This window comes from Paraburkholderia nodosa DSM 21604, assembly GCF_000519185.1.
In the GTDB taxonomy this organism is placed as follows: Bacteria; Pseudomonadota; Gammaproteobacteria; order Burkholderiales; family Burkholderiaceae; genus Paraburkholderia; species Paraburkholderia nodosa.
On sequence record NZ_JAFA01000004.1, the window covers coordinates 345,022 to 363,969 of the forward strand.

General features: G+C 65.2%; 18 protein-coding genes. 7 read left to right on the plus strand and 11 right to left on the minus strand.

Annotation, left to right across the window (positions count from 1 at the left end):
* Positions 1 to 10: 10 nt before the first annotated feature.
* The 6 genes from A3CW_RS45600 to A3CW_RS0108025 all read right to left on the minus strand — a co-directional run bounded on the left by A3CW_RS45600 (position 11) and on the right by A3CW_RS0108025 (position 6,273).
* Positions 11 to 1,561, minus strand: a complete 1,551-nt coding sequence (locus A3CW_RS45600) for an efflux transporter outer membrane subunit (protein ID WP_051481306.1) — start codon at positions 1,559 to 1,561, stop codon at positions 11 to 13.
* A complete protein-coding gene (locus A3CW_RS0108005) occupies positions 1,558 to 2,538 on the minus strand; it encodes an efflux RND transporter periplasmic adaptor subunit (RefSeq protein ID WP_028203100.1) in 981 nt (326 codons plus the stop codon). The genes A3CW_RS45600 and A3CW_RS0108005 overlap by 4 nt, the downstream gene beginning before the upstream one ends.
* Positions 2,539 to 2,545: 7 nt before the next feature.
* Positions 2,546 to 2,755, minus strand: coding sequence for a DUF1656 domain-containing protein (locus A3CW_RS0108010; protein WP_027818583.1), 210 nt, complete (start codon positions 2,753 to 2,755; stop codon positions 2,546 to 2,548).
* 37 nt (positions 2,756 to 2,792) lie between these two features.
* A complete protein-coding gene (locus A3CW_RS0108015; RefSeq protein ID WP_028203101.1) occupies positions 2,793 to 4,931 on the minus strand; it encodes an FUSC family protein in 2,139 nt (712 codons plus the stop codon).
* 17 nt (positions 4,932 to 4,948) lie between these two features.
* Positions 4,949 to 5,413, minus strand: coding sequence for a MarR family winged helix-turn-helix transcriptional regulator (locus A3CW_RS0108020; protein ID WP_028203102.1), 465 nt, complete (start codon positions 5,411 to 5,413; stop codon positions 4,949 to 4,951).
* A gap of 173 nt (positions 5,414 to 5,586) precedes the next feature.
* Positions 5,587 to 6,273 carry an HAD family hydrolase gene (locus tag A3CW_RS0108025; protein ID WP_028203103.1) on the minus strand — a complete coding sequence of 229 codons (687 nt, stop codon included), beginning with the start codon at positions 6,271 to 6,273 and terminating at the stop codon, positions 5,587 to 5,589.
* A gap of 210 nt (positions 6,274 to 6,483) precedes the next feature.
* Here A3CW_RS0108025 and A3CW_RS0108030 point away from each other — a divergent pair, with 210 nt between their 5' ends.
* The gene (locus A3CW_RS0108030) at positions 6,484 to 7,242 is read left to right on the plus strand and encodes a class I SAM-dependent methyltransferase (protein WP_028203104.1); all 759 of its coding nucleotides are present in this window, start codon (positions 6,484 to 6,486) and stop codon (positions 7,240 to 7,242) included.
* 32 nt (positions 7,243 to 7,274) lie between these two features.
* Here the strand turns inward: A3CW_RS0108030 and A3CW_RS0108035 are convergent, their stop codons facing one another.
* Entirely contained in the window at positions 7,275 to 8,420 is a 1,146-nt protein-coding gene (locus A3CW_RS0108035; RefSeq protein WP_245623564.1) for a pyridoxal-phosphate-dependent aminotransferase family protein, read from the minus strand.
* Positions 8,421 to 8,764: 344 nt separating this feature from the next.
* Here A3CW_RS0108035 and A3CW_RS0108040 point away from each other — a divergent pair, with 344 nt between their 5' ends.
* Positions 8,765 to 9,160 carry a PaaI family thioesterase gene (locus tag A3CW_RS0108040; protein WP_028203106.1) on the plus strand — a complete coding sequence of 132 codons (396 nt, stop codon included), beginning with the start codon at positions 8,765 to 8,767 and terminating at the stop codon, positions 9,158 to 9,160.
* A 102-nt stretch (positions 9,161 to 9,262) separates the two neighbouring features.
* Here the strand turns inward: A3CW_RS0108040 and A3CW_RS0108045 are convergent, their stop codons facing one another.
* The 3 genes from A3CW_RS0108045 to A3CW_RS0108055 form a co-directional block, all read right to left on the minus strand.
* Positions 9,263 to 10,057, minus strand: coding sequence for an ABC transporter ATP-binding protein (locus tag A3CW_RS0108045; protein WP_028203107.1), 795 nt, complete (start codon positions 10,055 to 10,057; stop codon positions 9,263 to 9,265).
* A 1-nt stretch (position 10,058) separates the two neighbouring features.
* Positions 10,059 to 10,955, minus strand: coding sequence for an ABC transporter permease (locus tag A3CW_RS0108050; protein WP_028203108.1), 897 nt, complete (start codon positions 10,953 to 10,955; stop codon positions 10,059 to 10,061).
* Between the two features lie 149 nt (positions 10,956 to 11,104).
* Positions 11,105 to 12,094 carry an ABC transporter substrate-binding protein gene (locus A3CW_RS0108055; RefSeq protein ID WP_028203109.1) on the minus strand — a complete coding sequence of 330 codons (990 nt, stop codon included), beginning with the start codon at positions 12,092 to 12,094 and terminating at the stop codon, positions 11,105 to 11,107.
* A gap of 1,010 nt (positions 12,095 to 13,104) precedes the next feature.
* On the opposite strand from A3CW_RS0108055, the gene A3CW_RS0108060 reads away from it, so the two are divergent.
* The 5 genes from A3CW_RS0108060 to A3CW_RS0108080 all read left to right on the plus strand — a co-directional run bounded on the left by A3CW_RS0108060 (position 13,105) and on the right by A3CW_RS0108080 (position 18,030).
* Positions 13,105 to 14,220: a branched-chain amino acid ABC transporter substrate-binding protein gene (locus A3CW_RS0108060; RefSeq protein WP_028203110.1), complete on the plus strand. Its 1,116-nt coding sequence runs from the start codon at positions 13,105 to 13,107 to the stop codon at positions 14,218 to 14,220.
* Between the two features lie 136 nt (positions 14,221 to 14,356).
* Complete coding sequence (gene livH / locus A3CW_RS0108065; protein WP_028203111.1) at positions 14,357 to 15,283, plus strand: high-affinity branched-chain amino acid ABC transporter permease LivH; 927 nt, start codon at positions 14,357 to 14,359, stop codon at positions 15,281 to 15,283.
* A 7-nt stretch (positions 15,284 to 15,290) separates the two neighbouring features.
* Positions 15,291 to 16,562, plus strand: a complete 1,272-nt coding sequence (locus A3CW_RS0108070; protein ID WP_028203112.1) for a high-affinity branched-chain amino acid ABC transporter permease LivM — start codon at positions 15,291 to 15,293, stop codon at positions 16,560 to 16,562.
* A complete protein-coding gene (gene livG / locus A3CW_RS0108075) occupies positions 16,559 to 17,329 on the plus strand; it encodes a high-affinity branched-chain amino acid ABC transporter ATP-binding protein LivG (RefSeq protein ID WP_028203113.1) in 771 nt (256 codons plus the stop codon). Before A3CW_RS0108070 ends, livG begins: the two co-directional genes overlap by 4 nt.
* Positions 17,329 to 18,030, plus strand: a complete 702-nt coding sequence (locus A3CW_RS0108080; protein ID WP_028203114.1) for an ABC transporter ATP-binding protein — start codon at positions 17,329 to 17,331, stop codon at positions 18,028 to 18,030. Before livG ends, A3CW_RS0108080 begins: the two co-directional genes overlap by 1 nt.
* A gap of 249 nt (positions 18,031 to 18,279) precedes the next feature.
* Here A3CW_RS0108080 and A3CW_RS50790 read toward each other — a convergent pair whose 3' ends face one another.
* Positions 18,280 to 18,945, minus strand: a complete 666-nt coding sequence (locus A3CW_RS50790; protein ID WP_081771560.1) for a hypothetical protein — start codon at positions 18,943 to 18,945, stop codon at positions 18,280 to 18,282.
* Positions 18,946 to 18,948: the final 3 nt, after the last annotated feature.

Here is an 18,948-nt window from a genome sequence, read left to right on the forward strand (position 1 = left end):
GCCGGCGCCTTTATTTCGCGGGCGTGGGCGCAGTCGCGGCGGTGGCCGCCGGTGCCGTCGGTGCCGCTGGTGCCGGCTGTGTGCCTTGCGCCCCCTGCTGCTGCAGCGTTTGCTGATTGCCTTCCCAGCCGCCGCCCAGCGCGAGGAACAACCGCACCTGGTCGAGCGCGACCTGGCCTTCGGCTGCGGCGACCTGCGCGTGCACAGTGGTGAGCGTGCGCGTGGCGTCGAGGTCGGAGAGGAACGCTTCGCGGCCTGCCGCATAGAGACGATGCGTTTCGTCCGCCGACTGCTGCGCGGACGTGTAGGCCGTGCGCAGCGCGTCGGCGCGCTGGTCGTCGGCGGCATAGGTCGCGAGGCTCGACTGCGTTTCGCGCAGCGCGTTGAGCACCACGCCGTCGAAGTGCGCGAGCGCGCCGCCCGTCGCGGCCTCTGCGGCGCGCACGCGGTCGCGCTGGCCGTTGACCGGGAAGGTCCAGCTGATCAGGGGTCCGAACGACCAGGCATTGGTCGCGGGGGTGAACAGGTCGCTGGTCAGGCCGATCGTACCCACGCCCGCCCCGAACGTGACGTCGGGATACATCTCGGCGATCGCCACGCCAATGCGCGCCGTCGACGCCGCGAGCTGGCGTTCGGCCTCGCGCACGTCGGGGCGGCGCTTGAGGAGCCCGGCGCCGTCGCCGACGGGAATCGGCTGCTTGAGCCTGGGCAGGCGGTTGCACGCGAGCGCGGCGGGCGGCAGGTCCTTGGGCGCGCGCGCGAGCAGCATGGCGAGCTGATACTGGGCCACGCGGCGGCGTCCCTCGAAGCGCGGGATATCGGCGGCGATCGTATTGGCCTGGGTCTGGCCGCGCGTCACGTCGGGCTGGTTGCCGCGGCCCGCGTCGCGCAGGCGCTTCGTGAGCGCCACGCGCTCATTCTGCAGCTTGAGCGATTCCTGCGCGATCTCCAGTTCCTCGGCGGCCGAGCACGATTCCACGTAAGCCTGCGCCACGTTGGCGACCACGGTGATGCGCGCGAGATCGGCCGCCGCTTCCACGGCCGCGTCGTCGGCGCGCGCGGCTTCCACGCCGCGCCTAAGCTTGCCGAACAGGTCGAATTCGTACGAGATGTTGACGCCGAGATCGCCCAGCGTCGCGACAGGCACCTTCTCGAACAGGAGGAATTGCTCGCCCGACACCTGCGCGCGCTCGGCGGCGGCATGCGCGGTGCCTGAGAAGCCGCCTTGTGCGTTGGCCACGTCGACCGCTGCACGCGAGCGCGCGAGATTCGCGGCCGCCACGCGCAGGTCCGTGTTCGACTTGAGCGCTTCCTGCACCAGTTCGTTGAGCGTGGGGTCGTCGTAAAGCTGCCACCAGTTGGCGGGCACGCCCAGTTGCGAGACGGGCGCCCGGTCCGCGCCGTCGATCGGGCCCTGTGCGAGCGGCGCATTGACCACGGCTTCCTGAGGCACGTGGTAGTTGGGACCGAGCGTGATGCACGCGCCCAGCGCGAGCGTGAGCGGCGCGAGCGCGAGGTTGGGCCAAAAGCGGTGGCGGCGCCAGAGACTGCGGCGTGTCATTGCGAAGCTCCGGCAGCCTGGGAAGCGGCGGGGCCGCTCGCCCCCGTAGCGGGCTGCGAAGCGACGGCGCCACTCGCGTTGTTCGCGTGGGCGGCCTGGCGGTCGTTGTTCGCTTCGGTGCGCACGGCCACGGTTGCCGTGCGGCCCGCGATCATGCGGAAATCGTCGGGCACTTCGTCGAGCGCCACGCGCACCGGAATGCGCTGCGCGAGACGCACCCAGCTGAACGCCGGATTCACGTTGGGCAGCAGGTTCGGCGCCGCCTGGCGGTCACGGTCCTCGATCGCGGCGACGATGCTCTGCACATGACCCCGCAGCGGACGCGTCTCGCCCATCACCGTGATCTCCACGGGTTGGCCGATCTGAATGCCGTGCAGGCGCGTTTCCTCGAAGTAGCCGTCCACGCGGAACGAATGCATGTCCACGACGGCGACCACCGCGCGGCCTGCCGTGACGTACTCGCCAACACGCGGCGCGCGGTCGTTCAAATAGCCGTCCACGGGGCTCACGATCGTCGTGCGCTGAAGATTGAGTTTGGCGGTGTCGACCTGGACTTGGGCGTCGGCCGCCGCGGCTTCGCCCTGATCGACGCGCGTGCGGCTTTCCTCCAGCGTTTCCGCCGCCACGAGATTGCCGAGCGCGATATTGCGCGCGTATTCGCGCTTTGCCTGGGCGAGCGTGGCCTTGCGCTGCTCGAGCGTGGCCTCGGCGAGGCGCAGCGCGAGCGAGTAGCGCGCCTGGTCGATCACGAACAGCACCTGGCCTTGCTTGACCTGCTGGTTGTCGGCGACGTCGACACGGGTGATGAGGCCGCCCACGTCGGGCGCGACCTGGATCACGTCGGCGCGCACGCGGCCGTCGCGCGTCCACGGCGAGAACATGTAGTAGTTGACGATGCGCCACAGCACGAGGGCGGCGACCACGACGACGATGAGCGTCAGCAGGATCTGTCCTGCGGAGAACCAGGTTTTTTTCACGTTCACGTTAATTCACGAAGCGATGCGACACGATGATGACGGCAGCCAGCACGAAGACATAGATGCCGAGATCGAAAATGGAACGATGCCACACGAGCCGGTAAAAGCCGACGCGCGTGAGCACCTTGCCGATTACGACATTGATGAGGTACGCGATCAGCATCAGCACGAGCACGGCGGGCACGAACACGCCAAAGATATCGATTTCGCCGATCATGATGCGGGTTTCGAAAAAGGATAAGAGGAATGCGCGCTCATGCCGTGGCCTCCGGGTTCGATGGCGATTGCGCCGCAAGAGCCGGATAGAGCGCGATGCGCAGGCCCACCAGCGCGTGCAGCGTGTCGCGCAGCCAGCGCTGCGAGACGAGCGCGCGCGGTGCGGGCTGGGCATCGGCGTCGGCAAGCGTGGCGGGCGGCAGTTGCGCACGCGCGCGGGCCGCGACGCGGCGCATGGCGTCGTCGATGCTGGAGAGCAGCGCGGACGGGGCGTCCTGGCGCTCGCTCGCACGCGCGCAGCGCGCATAGTGGTCGCTGACGCCCGCGAGCACACGGTCGATCGCGTCGGGCACGTCGCCGTCGAGCTTGTGGCGCGAGCGCCGCAAGTCGAGCGAATTGAGCGCGATACGCAGGTCGCGGAAGCTCTCGATCGACGGATGGCGGTGCTCGTCGGAAGCCGCGAGACGCGGAATGAGCTGCATGAGGCGATCGACCATGCGCGAGGTGAGATTGCGCTGGTCCGCGATCGGCGCGGGCGATGCCGAGAGCGCGACGTCGCTCCAGCTCGAGCGCAGGAGGCGCCGCGCCGCGAGTTCGGCGCCGAACGGGCGCGTGACGCGGGTCCACAGATAGGCGAACAGGAGGCCCGCCACGCCGGCGATATTGCTGTTCAGGAAGACGAAGAAGTCTGACTCGTAGGCACTCTGCACGCTGATGAAGGTGGCCGTGTTCACGGCCACGAGCATCGTCACCATGTTGAAGGCCGGACGCGGAATGAGCGTGCCGATCAGGATGAACGGGCCCGCGAACAGCAGCACGAGCATCGCGAAGTCGTGCACCTTGGGCAGCGCGACGAAAAGATAAAGGCCCGCGAATACCACGCTCGCCGTGGTGGCGAGGAAAAAGCGGAACACCAGCGGCGCGGGCTCGTCGGACGCCGCAAAAAAGCAGCAGGCCACGGCCGCAAGCGTCACCGCGCCCGCGCCGTCGTGCCAGCCCGAGCTGACCCATAGCCAGCAAGCCACGAGAATCGCGCTCACCGGCACGAGGCATGAGAACAACATGAGGCCGCGATCGTAGAAGCGTTCGGTGCCGCCAAGGCGCCAGTGACGATAGCGCGGCCGCCACGAGCCGATTTTCGCTTCGTGCGCGATGAGCGCGCGCAGTGCGCGGCAGTCCTGCCACACGTCGATCACCTGGCCAAGCCGCCAGAGCGCGTTCGAGAGCAGCGCGCCTTCCCAGCTCGAGAGCGCGTCGCGCGCGGGCTGCAGCGTCGCGATGCGCTTGCGCAGAATGTCCGCGGTCGGGTCACCCGCGTCGTCATGCATGTCGGCGGCGCGCGTGGGCAGCCGTTCGTCGAACCAGCGCGCCGCATCGGCGAGCAGGCTATCGAGGCCCTCTGGCCACACGTGCAGATCGCGGCGCAGCGCGACGAGCGGGTCGGCGAGCGCGGAGATCATCGGCAGAAAGAGCTGCATGCGCCCGCGCAGCGACTCGGCGCGCTCGAGGATCTCGGGGTGCGTGTGGTCGTAGCTCAGCTGGCTCAGCAGGAATTCGAGCTGGTTGACCGTGGCGGCGAGACGTTGACGGCACGCCGAAAGCGCCTTGCCCGCAATATGGCCCGAGAGCGTTTCGCTGCCGTACCAGGCGGCGTCGCGGAACCATGCGTCCGCGCGCTCGATGAGCGTGGGCGCGAGGCGGCTAGGCAGGAAGTTGCTGCCCACCACGCTCGCGCAAATGATGCCGACCGTAATTTCCTGCGTGCGCGCGATCGCCACGTCGAACACGGTGGTGGGATCGGTCACGGTGGGCAGCGCGATGAGGGGCATCGTATAGCCCGCGAGCATGAACACATAACTGCGCGCGGTGCGATCGGAGATCGCCAGATAGAGCAAGGTGCCGGTCCAGGTCGCGACGATCGCGCTGAAGAGCAGCGGCGTTTCGACGAAGGGCGGCACGAGCACGATGGCGGCGGCCGCGCCGAGCGCGGTGCCGAGCGCGCGGTAAAGCGCCTTCGAGCGCGTGGCGCCCACGAACGGGTTCGAGACGATGTACACGCTGGCCATCGCCCAATAGGGGCGCGGCAGCTGAAATTTGAGCGCGATATAGAGCGCGAGCATCGACGCGGCGAAGGTCTTGACCGAAAAGAGCCAGTCGCGGATGGAGGGGTAGGTCATGAGGCCGCTGTCTGCTTTCAGTCGTGTAAGGCCCGGTCAGCCTGGTCCGCGGGAGGGGCGGCATTGAACGCGTTGAGCACGCGCAGCGTCGCTTCGAGGTCGGCGCGGCTCACGCCCTTGAGCACGCGGGCGCGCAGCGAGCGCAGTTCGTCCTCCATGCGCTCGGTCACGGCGCGGCCTTCGCTCGTGAGCGAGATCGTTTTCGCGCGGCGGTCGTCGGGGTCTTCGTCGCGGCGCACGAGGCCTGCGGCGCAGAGCTGGTCGAGCAGACGCACGAGCGAAGGGCCTTCGATGCCCACGTGCTCCGCAAGCGTTACCTGGCGCACGGCTTCGCCAAGCCGACCGGCGGTGAGAAGCGGCGCGGCGCATGCTTCGGAGACGTTGTATGCGGTGAGGGCGCCGTGCGTCGTGCGCCGCCATTTGCGTGCCGCCACGACGAGCGTACTGCTAACCGCAAGGCGTAAAGTATGAAGATTTGACATCGGCGGATGATAGCCCAAAGCGATTCGATAGCAAACTATCTTTTTCTTTCGCGGCGCCACGAATCGGATGGTATGCGACTCGTCGGCGGCCTGCTTTCTATCTGGTATGCGGTGATGCGTACGGCCAACAGTGCGCGACGCGCGCGGCTTTATTGGCGTTGTTTTATACGCGCTTAACTATTTGGCCAGCGGGAAAGCAGGGCGGGAAGCTGCACCATGTCGGTGAAGACGTGCGCGACGCCCGCTTCGAGCAGCGCCTGCGCGCTGCTGTGGCCCGGCTCGGGCGGACTGTAGCCGAACACGGTGGCGCCCGCGGCGAGGCCCGCGCGCGCGCCGGTGACCGTGTCCTCGATCACGGCGCAGCGGGCGGGCTCCACGCCGAGGCCGGCTGCCGCCGCGAGGTAGACGTCGGGATGCGGCTTGCTGCGCGGCGTTTCGTGGCCGCTGTAGATGTGGCCTGCGAAGCAGTCGAGCAGGTTCACCTTGCGCAGTTGCAACTCGACCTTGCGCCGGTCCGCACCCGAGGCGACGGCGATGCACCCATTCATTGCCGCGTGCACCGCGCGCACGGCCGCGGGCGCGCCCGGAATCTCGACGAGATCGCGCTCCAGCGCTTCGTTGCGGCGCGCGCGAAAGCCTTCGAGCCAGGCGTCGGTAATCGCGAAGCCCGTATGCGCCTCGATACGCGCGGCCTCGTCTTTCACGGCCTTACCGACGAAGATGCGCATGGCTTCGTCCACCTCGAGCGTCCAGCCGAGTTCGCCCAGCATCTGCGTGAGCACCACGTGCGTAATGCGTTCTGAGTCGACGAGCACGCCGTCGCAGTCGAAGAGGATGGCGTCGAAGGGGATGGGGGACATCGTTTGCCTGCGGTTGCGGTTGCATCATGCGGCGCGCATCGGGATCGCGTACGCGAGAGCGCGATGATAACCGGGGTCGCGTTTGCGCGGGCTTTTCGCGGGCAAGTCGCAGAGGCGGGCCGGGGCGGGGCCGCCGTGCAGGGTACGGCGTTGGTCTGCCGCTGCGAAACGATGGACAATAACGTACCCAATTGCCACCCGAACGCTCTGATGTCTACCGACGACAAGAACCCTACCGCAGCGCCCACCGAACTCCCCGGCCGCGCCAGCTACACACAATTCGCCGAACGCTACGCGGAGCAAGCCCCCGTCAAGCCGCACAACGCGCTCTACGAGCGGCCCGCCACGCGTTCGCTGTTAGGCGCGGTGGCGGGGCTCGACGTGCTCGACGCGGGCTGCGGGCCCGGCATCGTGAGCGCGGAGCTGGCGGGCGAGGGCGCCCGCGTGCAGGCCTTCGACGTCACGCCCGCGATGGTCGAACTGGCGAAGGCGCGTTGCGCGGGCCTCGCGGTCGACATCGCGCAGGGCGACCTCGCGCGGCCGCTCGACTGGCTCGCGAGCGCCTCGGTCGACCGCATCGTCTGCTCGCTGGCCCTCGACTACGTCGAGCACCTCGCGCCGACGTTTCAGGAGTTTCACCGCGTGGCGCGCCCCGGCGCGCTACTGGTGTTTTCGATGTCCCATCCCATGCGCGACTGGATCGACACGCGTACGCGTGGTTCGCGCAGCTACTTCGAGACGACGCGATTCGGTCTGCACTGGGGCGGCTTCGGCGAGCCGAAGCCGTGGGTGGAAGCGTTCAGGCGCCCGCTTGCCGATATCTTCAACGCGCTCATGGAAGCGGGCTGGGCCATCGACCGCGTGCTCGAGCCCATGCCACAACCGGAAATGAAGGCGGTGTCGCCGGCGCTGCACGCAGAACTCGTGCAGGCCCCGGCGTTCATCTGCATGCGCGCACGGCGCGTTTGAGGGGTTGAGCGGCCGCCTGGCGCCGCAAGTGCTTAACGCCGCGCTTCGCGCGAGCTGGCCGAAAGCGACTCTTCGAGCGCGGCAACCCCGGCGGGCAAATCGACCTTCACGCCGAGATCGCTCATCGTGCGGCCCAGCGCGTGCACGGTGCGAAAGAGGTTGTGCTCGCGGCACTGCTCGCCCATCTGCCCGATGCGAACGATCGGGAGACCGAACGATCCGGCGATCTCCACCTGGTATTGCTGCGAGATGTGATTGCACACCTCGCGCGCGGTGACGCCCTCGGGCAACCCGATGCCGACCACGGAATTCAGGCGGCAGGTTGTCGGCGTATAAAGCGCGAGGCCCAGCGCGCTCACGCCGCTTTGCAGCGCGAGCGAGCAGCGCAGATGGCGCGCATAGCGTTTTTCGAGCGTTTCCGTGCACACGAGGCGCAGCGCTTCATGGAGCGCCAGCACGCCCGAGACGGGGGCGGTGTAGTGATAGCCGGCGTTGTGCCAGAAGTTTTCGGCGAGCATGGCGTCGAGACACCAGTGCGTGTTCGGCGCAGTGCGCGTGCGCACGCGCTCCCAGGCGGCGTCCGAAAAGGCGATGAGCGAAACGCCAGGGATCGACGAGAGGCCTTTCTGGCCGCCCGTGATGACGACGTCGATGCCCCAGGCGTCCATTTCCAGCGGCATGGTGCTCAGCGTGCAGACGGCGTCCACCACCACGAGCGCGCCGGCGGCCTTCGCGAGCTGCACGATTTCCTTCAGCTCGCGGTTCCACACTGTATTGGAGGTTTCGCCGTGCACGATCGTGACGACAGCCGGGCGCGTGCGCTCGATGGCCTGCGCCACGGCTTCGAGCGAGGCGATCTCGCGGTCGGCCACCTCGAGCGTGGTGACCTCGGCGCCCACGCGGCCCGCCATTTCGGCCATGCGCTGGCTGAAGAAGCCGTTGACGATAGAGAGCACACGGGTGCCTGGCCACGCGAGGTTGGAGATCGCCATTTCCATGGCCGCCGAGCCCGGGCCGGCCACGCCGAGCACCCAGTTCGAACGCGTCTGGAACACGTAGCGCGCCATCGTCTTCACCTGGTGGATGACGCGCGCCATGGTGTCGCCGAGGTGATTGATGACGACGGTGTTGGCCTTGGCCACGGCGTCGGGAATCGGCACGGGGCCCGCGCCCATCATGAGGAGCGGCTCCTCGGGCAGGATGCGGTCGAGCGTTTCGACGATGGGGCAAGGCACGGGCGCGGCCTCGGCCGCTGCCGCCGCGGTGCGCGAAGTGGCTAGCGGATCGGGGTGGAGCGCGTTGTCGTTCATCTTGAGTACCTGGTTTTACCTGGAAGGGGGGTGCGTGGTAGGCGCGCCTGGCGCGCCTTCAGGCAGTGTTGTGCGGCGCGGCAGCGCTGGCCATGTACAGTTGCGCGGAATTTCGCTGAACAGTCGTATGGGCGGCGCTGCGGCCCGCTGCGGCATTGCGGCAGCCACCCTATAATCAATCGCATCGCCAGATAATGCAAGGAAGACAGCGTATGTCGCAATTCGCCGTGGACAACCCGTTTCTCGAAACGCTCGGCGTGAGCGTCGCGCAATGGCGCGAGGGCTACGCGGAGCTCGTGATGCCCATCGACGCCTCGAAGCTCAATCGCCAGGGCGTGCTGCAAGGCGGTGCGATTGCCACACTACTCGACGCCGCTGCTGGCTACGCGGGGCTCTTCGCGCCGCTTGGCGACCCGCCGCGTCATGGCTTCACGCTCTCGCTCACGACCAACTACCTCGACAAGGGGCTTGGCCAGTTCGTGCGCGCGAAGGGGTTTTTGGAGCGCGGCGGCCGCTCGATCTTCTTTGCGCGCGCGGAAGCGTGGGTGGATGACCGCCTGCTGATCGCGAGCGCGCAGGGGACGTTCAAGTATTCGAAAACGTCCTGACGCCTGCGCGGGTATTGTGGATCGGAATCCGAATTAATTGCGCGGAAAAAAAGCCCGCCGCCTCGAACGAGGGGCGGGCTTTTTTAGCGCCTCTTTGTACCGTTATCCCAGCAGCAGCGCGTCGTCGTCGAGCGTCTCGTGGCGGGTCTGCTCGAACATGCGCAGCAGGTCCGGCACGTCGAGGCCGCGGCGCGCATCGCCCGATACGTCCAGCACAACCTGCCCCTGGTGCAGCATCACCGTGCGCTGCCCGTAATCGAGCGCCTGGCGCATGCTATGCGTGACCATCATGGTCGTGAGCCTGGCCTCCTCGACGATCCGTGCGGTCAGCTCCAGCACGAACGCGGCCGTTTTCGGATCGAGCGCCGCCGTGTGCTCGTCGAGCAACAGGATGCGCGAAGGCTGCAGCGACGCCATCAGCAGACTCACCGCCTGGCGCTGGCCGCCCGAAAGCAGGCCGATGCGATCGGTCAGGCGATTTTCGAGGCCCAGATTCAACAGACGAAGCTTCGCGCGAAACAGCTCGCGATCCTGCTTTTTCAGCGCGGGGCCGAAGCCGCGGCGCTTGCCGCGCGCCATCGCGAGCGCCATGTTCTCTTCGATGGTGAGCGCCTCGCAGGTGCCGGCCATCGGGTCCTGGAACACGCGTGCGACGAGATGCGCGCGGTCCCACGCCTGTTTTTTCGTGACGTCCTGGCCGTCGATGGTGATCGTGCCGCTATCCACCCGCTGGTCGCCGCTGATCGCGTTGAGGAACGTGGACTTGCCCGCGCCGTTCGAGCCGATCACGGCCACGAACTGGCCGCTCGGGATCTCGAGCGTGAGGCCGCGCAGCGCGAGTGTTTCGATCGGCGTGCCGGGGTTGAAAGTCAGTTTGAGGTCTTTGGCGCTGAGCATCTCATGCCCTCCCGTTCTTGCGGCCAAACAGTTTCTTGCGCGTGGCGGGCAGCACGAGCGCGATCGTCACGAGCACGGCGGTGACGAGATTCAGGTCCTGCGCCTTGAGGCCGATGAAGTCGCTGTTGAGCGCAAGCGCAATGAAGAAGCGATAGAGAATCGCGCCGAGCACGGCGGCGAGCGTGGTGAGCACGAGCCGGCGCGCGGGCAGGATGCTCTCGCCGATGATCACGGCCGCTAGCCCGATCACGATAGTGCCGATGCCCATCGAAATGTCCGAGCCGCCCTGGGTTTGCGCGAAGAGCGCGCCCGCCAACGCGACCAGCGCGTTGGAGAGCGCCATGCCGGCGAGTGTCGCGCGGCCCGTGGCGATGCCCTGTGCGCGCGCCATGCGCGGGTTCGCGCCGGTCGCGCGCAGCGCGAGGCCGTATTGCGACGAGAAGAACCCGTCCACGCCGAACTTCGCGGCCAGCACGACGACGAAGAGCGCGAGCGGACGCAGCACGTAGTCGGGCAGCCAGGCGGGCTGGATCATCGTGAATACCGTGGACTCGGAAATGAGCGGCACGTTCGGCGCGCCCATCACGCGCAGGTTGATCGAATAAAGCGCGATCATCATCAGGATGCTCGCGAGCAGATCCATGATCTTCAGGCGCACGTTGAGCCAGCCGGTGATGAAGCCGGCGATGGCGCCCGCGACGATCGCACAGGCGGTGGCGAGAAACGGATCGTGACCGGCCGCGATCAGCGTGGCGGCGACGGCGCCGCCCAGCGGGAAGCTGCCGTCGACGGTGAGGTCGGGGAAGTTGAGGATGCGAAACGAGATCAGCACCCCGAGGGCCACGAGACTGAAGATCAAGCCGATCTCGAGCGCGCCCAGAAGCGAGTAGAGGGACATGGGGAAGAATCCTGTTGCGGTCTGCGGCGGCGGTGCGCCGGAGTCGACGCGCGGCGCACCGCCCGGATGGGGCGGCGCGCCGTTGCGCACGTAAGTGGCCGTTATCGGGCCTGGCAGTGTGACTGCGTGCGATGCGCCGTGCCGGCGCCTTACTTCACGACCGTGGTCGCGTCCTTGAGCAGGTCGGCGGAGAGCGTCACGCCCTGCTTTTGCGCGGCGGCCGGATTCACGAACAGTTGCAGCCGGCTGCTGGTTTCCGAGGCGATCGCGCCCGGCTTCTCGCCCTTGAGAATACGCACGACGACCTTGCCCGTCTGGTGGCCGAGGTCGCTGTAGTCGATGCCGAGCGCCGCGATGGCGCCGCGCTTCACGCTGTCCGTATCCGAGGCGACGAGCGGGATCTTCGCGTCGTTGGCGACCTTCACGAGCGCTTCGTAGGCCGAGACGACGTTGTTGTCGGTGTTCGTGTAGATCACGTCGACTTTGCCGATCAGGCTCTTCGCAGCGGGGCCGATGTCCACGGTGCGCGGTGCGGCGGCTTCCTTGAGCGTCATGCCCTGTTGCGCGAGCAGTGCCTTGAGCGCCTTCACGACGACGACCGAATTCGCTTCGCCGGGGTTGTAGACCATGCCGACGGTCTTCGCGTTGGGCACGACGCGCTTGATGAGCGCGACCTGCTTGTCGAGCGGCAGCTTGTCGGACACGCCGGTCACGTTCGTGCCGCTAGGCGTCCACGTCTTGACGAGCTGCGCGGCCACCGGATCGGTCACGCCCGAGTACACCACGGGCACGGACTTCGTTGCGGACACAACGGCTTGTGCCGAAGGCGTCGCGATGGCCACGATCGCGCTCGGGTTGTCGCCCACGAACTTGCGTGCGATCTGCGCGGCGGTGCCCGTGTTGCCCTGCGCGCTCTGATATTCCCACTTGAGGTTCTTGCCGGCGTCGTAGCCAGCGGCCTTGAGTTCGTCGCGCACGCCGTCGCGGATCGCGTCGAGCGCGGGGTGCTCGACGATGGACAGCACTTCCACGGTCGCGGTTTCGGCGGCGCGCGCGGCGCCCGAAGTCAGCGCGAGCGCGGCGGCGCCGGCGATCAGGGAAAGGGTGGCGGCAGCGGCTGCCTGCTTGAAGGTCTTCATTCTGTTTGATCTCCCCCGAGTGCTGGGTTCTTGCGGTTTTTTGGATCTGCAGGGTGCGGCGTCGCCGGCCTCACACGTGGCGCGAGAGCACGCGGCATGCGCCGTAGTGGTGCATGCGGGCGCGGCGAGGGAGCGAGGATACCACCGTCTCTTGCGGGGCTGGAACGCGGTGGCGGGTCAGTGAGGCGGGCGCGCCACGGTGTCGCGCGGATTAATTCGAAATTGCAGGATTCGATTATGAGAAAAATCCGCACTTTGGCGCGAGTTTCCCTGCTTTCGGATTGGATGGCAGAAAGTGGATGTGATGCGAAATTGATAGTGCCAGTTCAATTCGCATAAAAATTTAATTTTAAGGCTTTCGTAATATTTATGCTGTCAAATCAATGATTTGGCGCGTTTTGCATTTAGGGTATTCCCGGCACTTCGGTAATGCGGCGAGTGATCTTATTCTGATAAGTAACTAATCTGAAATTTTCTCATCAGATACCATTCGTCGATCAGATTCCGTTGAAATTAAAATAACGATCGAGAGCACGCAAAAATCAAGAAATCCAGTCATTCCATACACCCGCGCCGGCCGGTCATCACAGCCCGGTGACCGGTCCGCCGCCCACTTGAAAGGCGATTTTTCCGAGCTTTTTCAAGCGCTTTCCAGCATTCCCCTCTATTGACTGATGTCAAAACTCAACTCGATATCCGAAAAAACCCTTGGTTGCGATTAAATGGGATTATTGATAGCATCCGCGGGTCGCTGATTCGGGCCGGTCCACCTTTCCGGTACGAATTGCAGCGAACGGGGCAGGCGGATCGCTTGCGCAACAGAGTCTGTAACTCAGCAGTCTCTCCGAACTCAGCCGCCTACCAGGGCGCTGATACACGCCGGGCCCCGTCACGTCTTTTTCTCTGGTGCTCGCCGTGGTTGTTCCCCATTGAAGGTCATTGGGGCGCTGTTCGTTTGCGCAGGTCATTCCGTCTGACCGGTTGACCCGAAAACAATCGAGGAGCTCCTGATGATGTTGTCCCGTCTTACCGCTGTTTCCGTGGCCGCCGCGCTGCTCGCATTTGGTGCAAGCGCGAACGCCGACACCGTGAAGATCGCCATTGCCGGCCCGTTCAGCGGCCCGGTCGCCCAGTACGGCGACATGGTCAAGGCGGGCGCGCTGACTGCGATCGAGCAGATCAACGCCGCCGGCGGTGTGAACGGCAACAAGCTCGAAGCCGTCCTGATGGATGACTCGTGCGAGCCGAAGCAGGCTGTCGCCGTCGCCAACAAGATCGTTTCGCAGCACATCCAGTACGTAGTCGGCCACGTCTGCTCGGGCTCGACGATTCCCGCTTCGGACATCTACGAGAACGAAGGCGTCGTGATGGTCACGCCGTCGGCCACGGCCCCGCAACTGACCGAAGGCAAGAAGCGTCAGTTCATCTTCCGCACCATCGGCCGCGACGACCAGCAAGGTCCGGCAGCCGCCGCCTACATCATCAACAAGGTCAAGCCGAAGAAGGTCGCGATCCTGCACGACAAGCAGTCGTACGGCCAGGGCATCGCCACGTCGGTCAAGGCCGCGCTCGACAAGGCGCACATTCCGGTCGTCGTGTTCGAAGGCATCAACGCCGGTGATTCGGACTACTCCGCAGTTGTCACGAAGCTCAAGTCGCAGGGCGTGGACTTCGTCTACTTCGGCGGCTATCACCCGGAAATGGGCCTGCTCATGCGCCAGTCGCGTGAACAGGGCGTGAAGGCCACGTTCATGGGTCCGGAAGGCGTGGGCAACAAGGACGTGACGGCCATCGCCGGCCCGGCTTCGGAAGGCATGCTCGTCACGCTGCCGGCCGACTTCGCTTCGGACCCCGCCAACGCGAAGCTCGTGAAGGCCTTCGCCGACGCCAAGCGCGACGCCAACGGCCCGTTCCAGATGCCGTCGTATGCGGCAGTCGAAGTGATCGCCGACGGCATTGCCGGCGCGAAGAGCACGGACCCGACCAAGGTCGCGGCCTACCTGCACAAGAACGCGTTCAACACGCCGATCGGCAAGGTCGAATACGACGCACAGGGCGACCTGAAGTCGTTCCGCTTCGTTGTCTACACGTGGCACAAGGACGCCACCAAGACCGCCGCGAACTGATCCCGGCGCTGCACGCTGCAAGCGCCCCGCCTTGTGTTGTGGCGGGGCGTTTTATAGCGGTTGTGCGCGCAACCAAAAAAAGGATTGGTACGGTTCCAAAGGTCTCTCATCGGCTTCACGGCCGCGGGGCTTACGCATGAATGATTTTCTTCCTCAGTTCACCCAGCAGCTCGTCAACGGGCTCACGCTGGGTGCGATCTATGCGCTGATCGCCATTGGCTACACGATGGTCTACGGCATCATCGGCATGATCAACTTCGCTCACGGCGAGATCTACATGATCGGCGCCTATGTGGGCCTCGTCACGCTCACGGCCATCGGCACCTCGGCGGGTTATCCGCTGCCGCTCGTGCTGGGCGCGGCGCTCATCGTCTCGGTGGTGGTCACCGGGCTCTACGGTTTCGCGGTCGAGCGCGTGGCGTACCGGCCGCTGCGCGGCGGGCCGCGCCTCGTGCCGCTCATCTCCGCCATCGGCATGTCGATCTTCCTGCAGAACTACGTGCAGATCGGGCAGGGCGCGCGCGACGTGTCCGTGCCGATGCTCATTGCCGGCGCGCTCGACTTCAACATGGGCGGCAACTTCGACGTGACGATTCCGTACTCGCGCATGCTGATCGTCGGCGTGACGCTCGTGCTGATGATCGCGCTCACGCTCTTCATCTCGCGTTCGCGCATGGGCCGCGCGTGCCGCGCCTGCGCGGAAGACATGAAGATGGCCAACCTGCTCGGCATCGACACGAATCGAGTGATCTCGTTCACCTTCGTGCTCGGCGCGATGCTCGCGGCGGTGGGCGGCGTGCTGATCGGTCTCTCGATCGGCAAGCTCAATCCGTATATCGGCTTCATTGCGGGCATCAAGGCGTTTACGGCCGCGGTGCTGGGCGGCATCGGAAGCATTCCGGGCGCGATGCTCGGCGGCGTTCTGCTCGGCCTCGCCGAAACCTTCGCTTCGGGCTACATGCCTGCGGAGTACAAGGACGTCGTGGCCTTCGGCCTGCTCGTGCTCGTGCTGCTCTTCCGTCCCACCGGCCTGCTTGGCAAGCCGGACGTCGAAAAGGTGTGAGGTCGAAATGAGTCAGACTGTTTCGGTTCGCGTGGCAGCTGTTGGCCCGTCCTCGTCGCAAACGGTGAAGGGCGCGCTTGCCGCCGCCGTGGCGACCATCATCCTCACGGCGCCCATTCTCGGCCTGCAGCTCACGCTGGATGGCTATCAGGTCGTGCTGCAGCAGCACTGGCGCCCGGTGTGGATCTCGGCCGCCGTGGTGTTCGTGTTCCAGCTCGTCAAGCCGGTGTTCGTGCGCGCAACGAGTCACGTGCGCTTGCCCCGGGCCCCCGCGCTCGGCGCGCGCCAGCAGCGCGTGGCGATCTGGGTGCTGCTCGCGTTCGGCGCGGTGTTCCCGTTCCTCGGCTCGCGCGGCGCGATCGACGTGGCGACGCTCGCACTCATCTACGTGATTCTCGGCCTCGGCCTCAATATCGTGGTGGGCTTCGCGGGTCTGCTCGATCTCGGCTACGTGGGCTTCTACGCCGTGGGCGGCTATACGTATGCGCTGCTCAACCAGTACTTCGGCTTCACGTTCTGGGAATGCCTGCCGCTCGCCGCGCTCGCCGCGGCCACGTTCGGTTTCGTGCTCGGCTTCCCGGTGCTGCGCCTGCGCGGCGACTATCTCGCCATCGTCACGCTCGGCTTCGGCGAGATCATCCGCCTCTTGCTCAACAACCTCACGAGCATCACGGGCGGCCCGGACGGCATCTCCAGCATTCCCAAGCCCACCGTGTTCGGCTTCGAAATGGCCCGCCACGCGAGCGTGGAAGGCGCGAAGACGTTCAACGAGCTGATCGGCGTCGAGTACAGCGGCGAGCACATGGTGATCTTCCTGTACCTGCTCGCGCTCGTGCTGGTGGCGTTCACGCTGTTCGTCACGAGCCGCCTGCTGCGCATGCCGATGGGACGCGCCTGGGAAGCGCTGCGCGAAGACGAGATCGCGTGCCGCTCGCTGGGTCTGAACCCCACCCGCATCAAGCTCTCGGCGTTCACGCTCGGTGCGTCGTTCGCGGGGCTCGCCGGTGCGTTCTTCGCGGCGCGCCAGGGGCTCGTCACGCCCGAGTCGTTCACCTTCATCGAGTCGGCGCTCATTCTCGCCGTGGTGGTGCTGGGCGGCATGGGTTCGCAGCTGGGCGTGGTGCTCGCCGCGATCCTGCTCACGGCGCTGCCCGAAGTGGCGCGCGGCTTTGCCGAGTACCGCATGCTGATCTTCGGTCTGGTGATGGTGCTGATGATGATGTGGCGTCCGCAGGGCCTGTTGCCCGCTAGCCGTCCGCACGTGGAGCTGCCGCAATGAGCGCACAAGCGTTGTTGAAAGTAGCAGGCTTGCAGATGCGCTTCGGCGGTCTGCTGGCCGTGGACGGCATCGATTTCGACGTTCGTCCGAACGAAGTGTTCGCGATCATCGGGCCGAACGGCGCGGGCAAAACCACGGTGTTCAACTGCGTGGGCGGCTTCTACAAGCCCACCGCGGGCGACATCGTGCTGGAAGGTCATGCCATCACCGGCCAGCCGAGCCACCAGGTCGCGCGCCGCGGCCTCGTGCGCACGTTCCAGAACATCCGCCTCTTCAAGCAGCTGACGGTGCTGGAAAACCTCATGGTCGCCCAGCACCTGAAGGTGAACCGCAACATGCTGAGCGGCCTGTTCGCGACGCCGGCCTATCGCCGCGCCGAACGCGCCGCGCTCGAGCGCGCCGCGTACTGGCTCGAACGCGTGGGCCTGAAGCCGGTCGCGAACCGCGAGGCGGGCACGCTGTCGTACGGCCATCAGCGCCGGCTCGAAATCGCGCGCTGCATGATCACCGATCCGCGTCTTCTGATGCTCGACGAACCCGCGGCAGGCTTGAACCCGCAGGAGAAGGTCGAGCTGCAGCAGATGGTGGACGGCTTGCGCAACGAGTTCGGAATCTCCGTACTCCTGATCGAGCACGACATGAGCCTCGTGATGGGCGTGTCGGACCGCATCCTGGTGATGGAGCACGGTAAGCCGATCATGATCGGCAAACCCGACGAAGTGCGCAACGACCCGCGCGTGATCAAGGCCTATCTCGGAGAGGACTGATGCTGAAGCTGGAAAAGGTCCATACCCACTACGGCGCGGTGGAAGCGCTGGCGGGCGTGTCGATCGAAGTGAACAAGGGCGAGATCGTCACGCTGATCGGCAGCAACGGCGCCGGCAAGACCACGCTCATGATGACCGTGTGCGGCACGCCGCGCGCTTCTGCAGGGAAAGTGACGTTCGAAGGCGAGGACATCACGCGCATGCCCACGCATGAAATCATGCGCAAGGGCATGGCGATTTCGCCGGAAGGCCGCCGCGTGTTTCCGAGCCTCACCGTGCTCGAAAATCTGCAGATGGGCGGCTTCTTCGCTTCGCAGCACGAGATCGATGCGGGCATCGAGCATGTGTTCAAGCTGTTTCCGCGCCTGAATCAGCGCGCGAAACAGCGCGCGGGCACGATGTCGGGCGGCGAGCAGCAGATGCTCGCCATCGGCCGCGCGCTCATGAGCAAGCCGCGTTTGCTGCTGCTCGACGAACCCACGCTCGGCCTCGCGCCGCTCGTGATCGCACAGATCTTCGACATCATCCGCACGATTCGCGAGGAGGGCGTGACGGTGTTCCTCGTCGAGCAGAACGCGAACAAGGCGCTGCATGTGGCCGATCGCGGCTATGTGCTGGAAACCGGGCGCGTGGTGCTTGCCGACAGCGCCGACAATCTGCTCGCCAACGACAACATCAAGCGCGCCTATCTGGGCGGTTGATCGTCGCGGACAAGACCGCGCTGCGGCCCGCGCCATCCGCGTTCATGGAACGTGGGATGCGCGGGCCGCCCTTGTATTCGCACCTTCAATCACCGATCACTGATGCGCGTACACCGAACCAAGGCCAGAGATGTCTTGCGGAGCCGAAGCCGTAGGCGCCCCTGCTGCCGATGAAGCATTCGCCAAGCGAAGGAACGTCGATGCCATCACGCCGTTCTGCGCACCTACGCGCGCTATATTCACGTTTGCTCACGGTAGCTCGTATTGTGACGCCTGATTAGCATCACGAAACTTATACAATGCACTCGGCTCTAGACGTAGAGCAGGAAAGCACGCAGCGAATACTTCCGGTGCGGCATAGTAAAGAACAATAGATCCATCTGACTGCGGCGAGAACGTAATCGGCAGATTTGTCAAATCGTCCTGCCAATCGGCGTCAGAGAAACATGATTGGTTGTTCTCGTTCGCTTTCGTATAGCTCGACTTAACCGCGTCAGCAAGCTCGGGTCGAATAAATAGACGTTCGTCTCGTCGAATTGCAATGTTGTATATTCGATTTAGATCGATCCGCTTCCCGGTAGACTTTTCGAATGCAATCCCATATTGATACGACGAAGAATGTATTCCATCGCAAATCATAGTTGCCGAAACCTGAAGAACAATTGCCTTACTTGTATCAACCATTTTTTTTATTTCTGAATTGTATTCCCCGACGGAATTCATTCCCTTTGCGGCCTCAATACAATCTTTCGCAGTTGACCTAATGCGAACTCTTAGTGCATCAAGAGATTTTTCAAGTTTTGGCGAAACGTTCGAAATAGCAGGAAGTGGCCCGATCTTCACGCGCCCTGAAGTGGCGTGTGCGCAAGAGATAAACAACCAAAAAAACAGCATTGCAGCAGCGTAGCGTTTCATTGG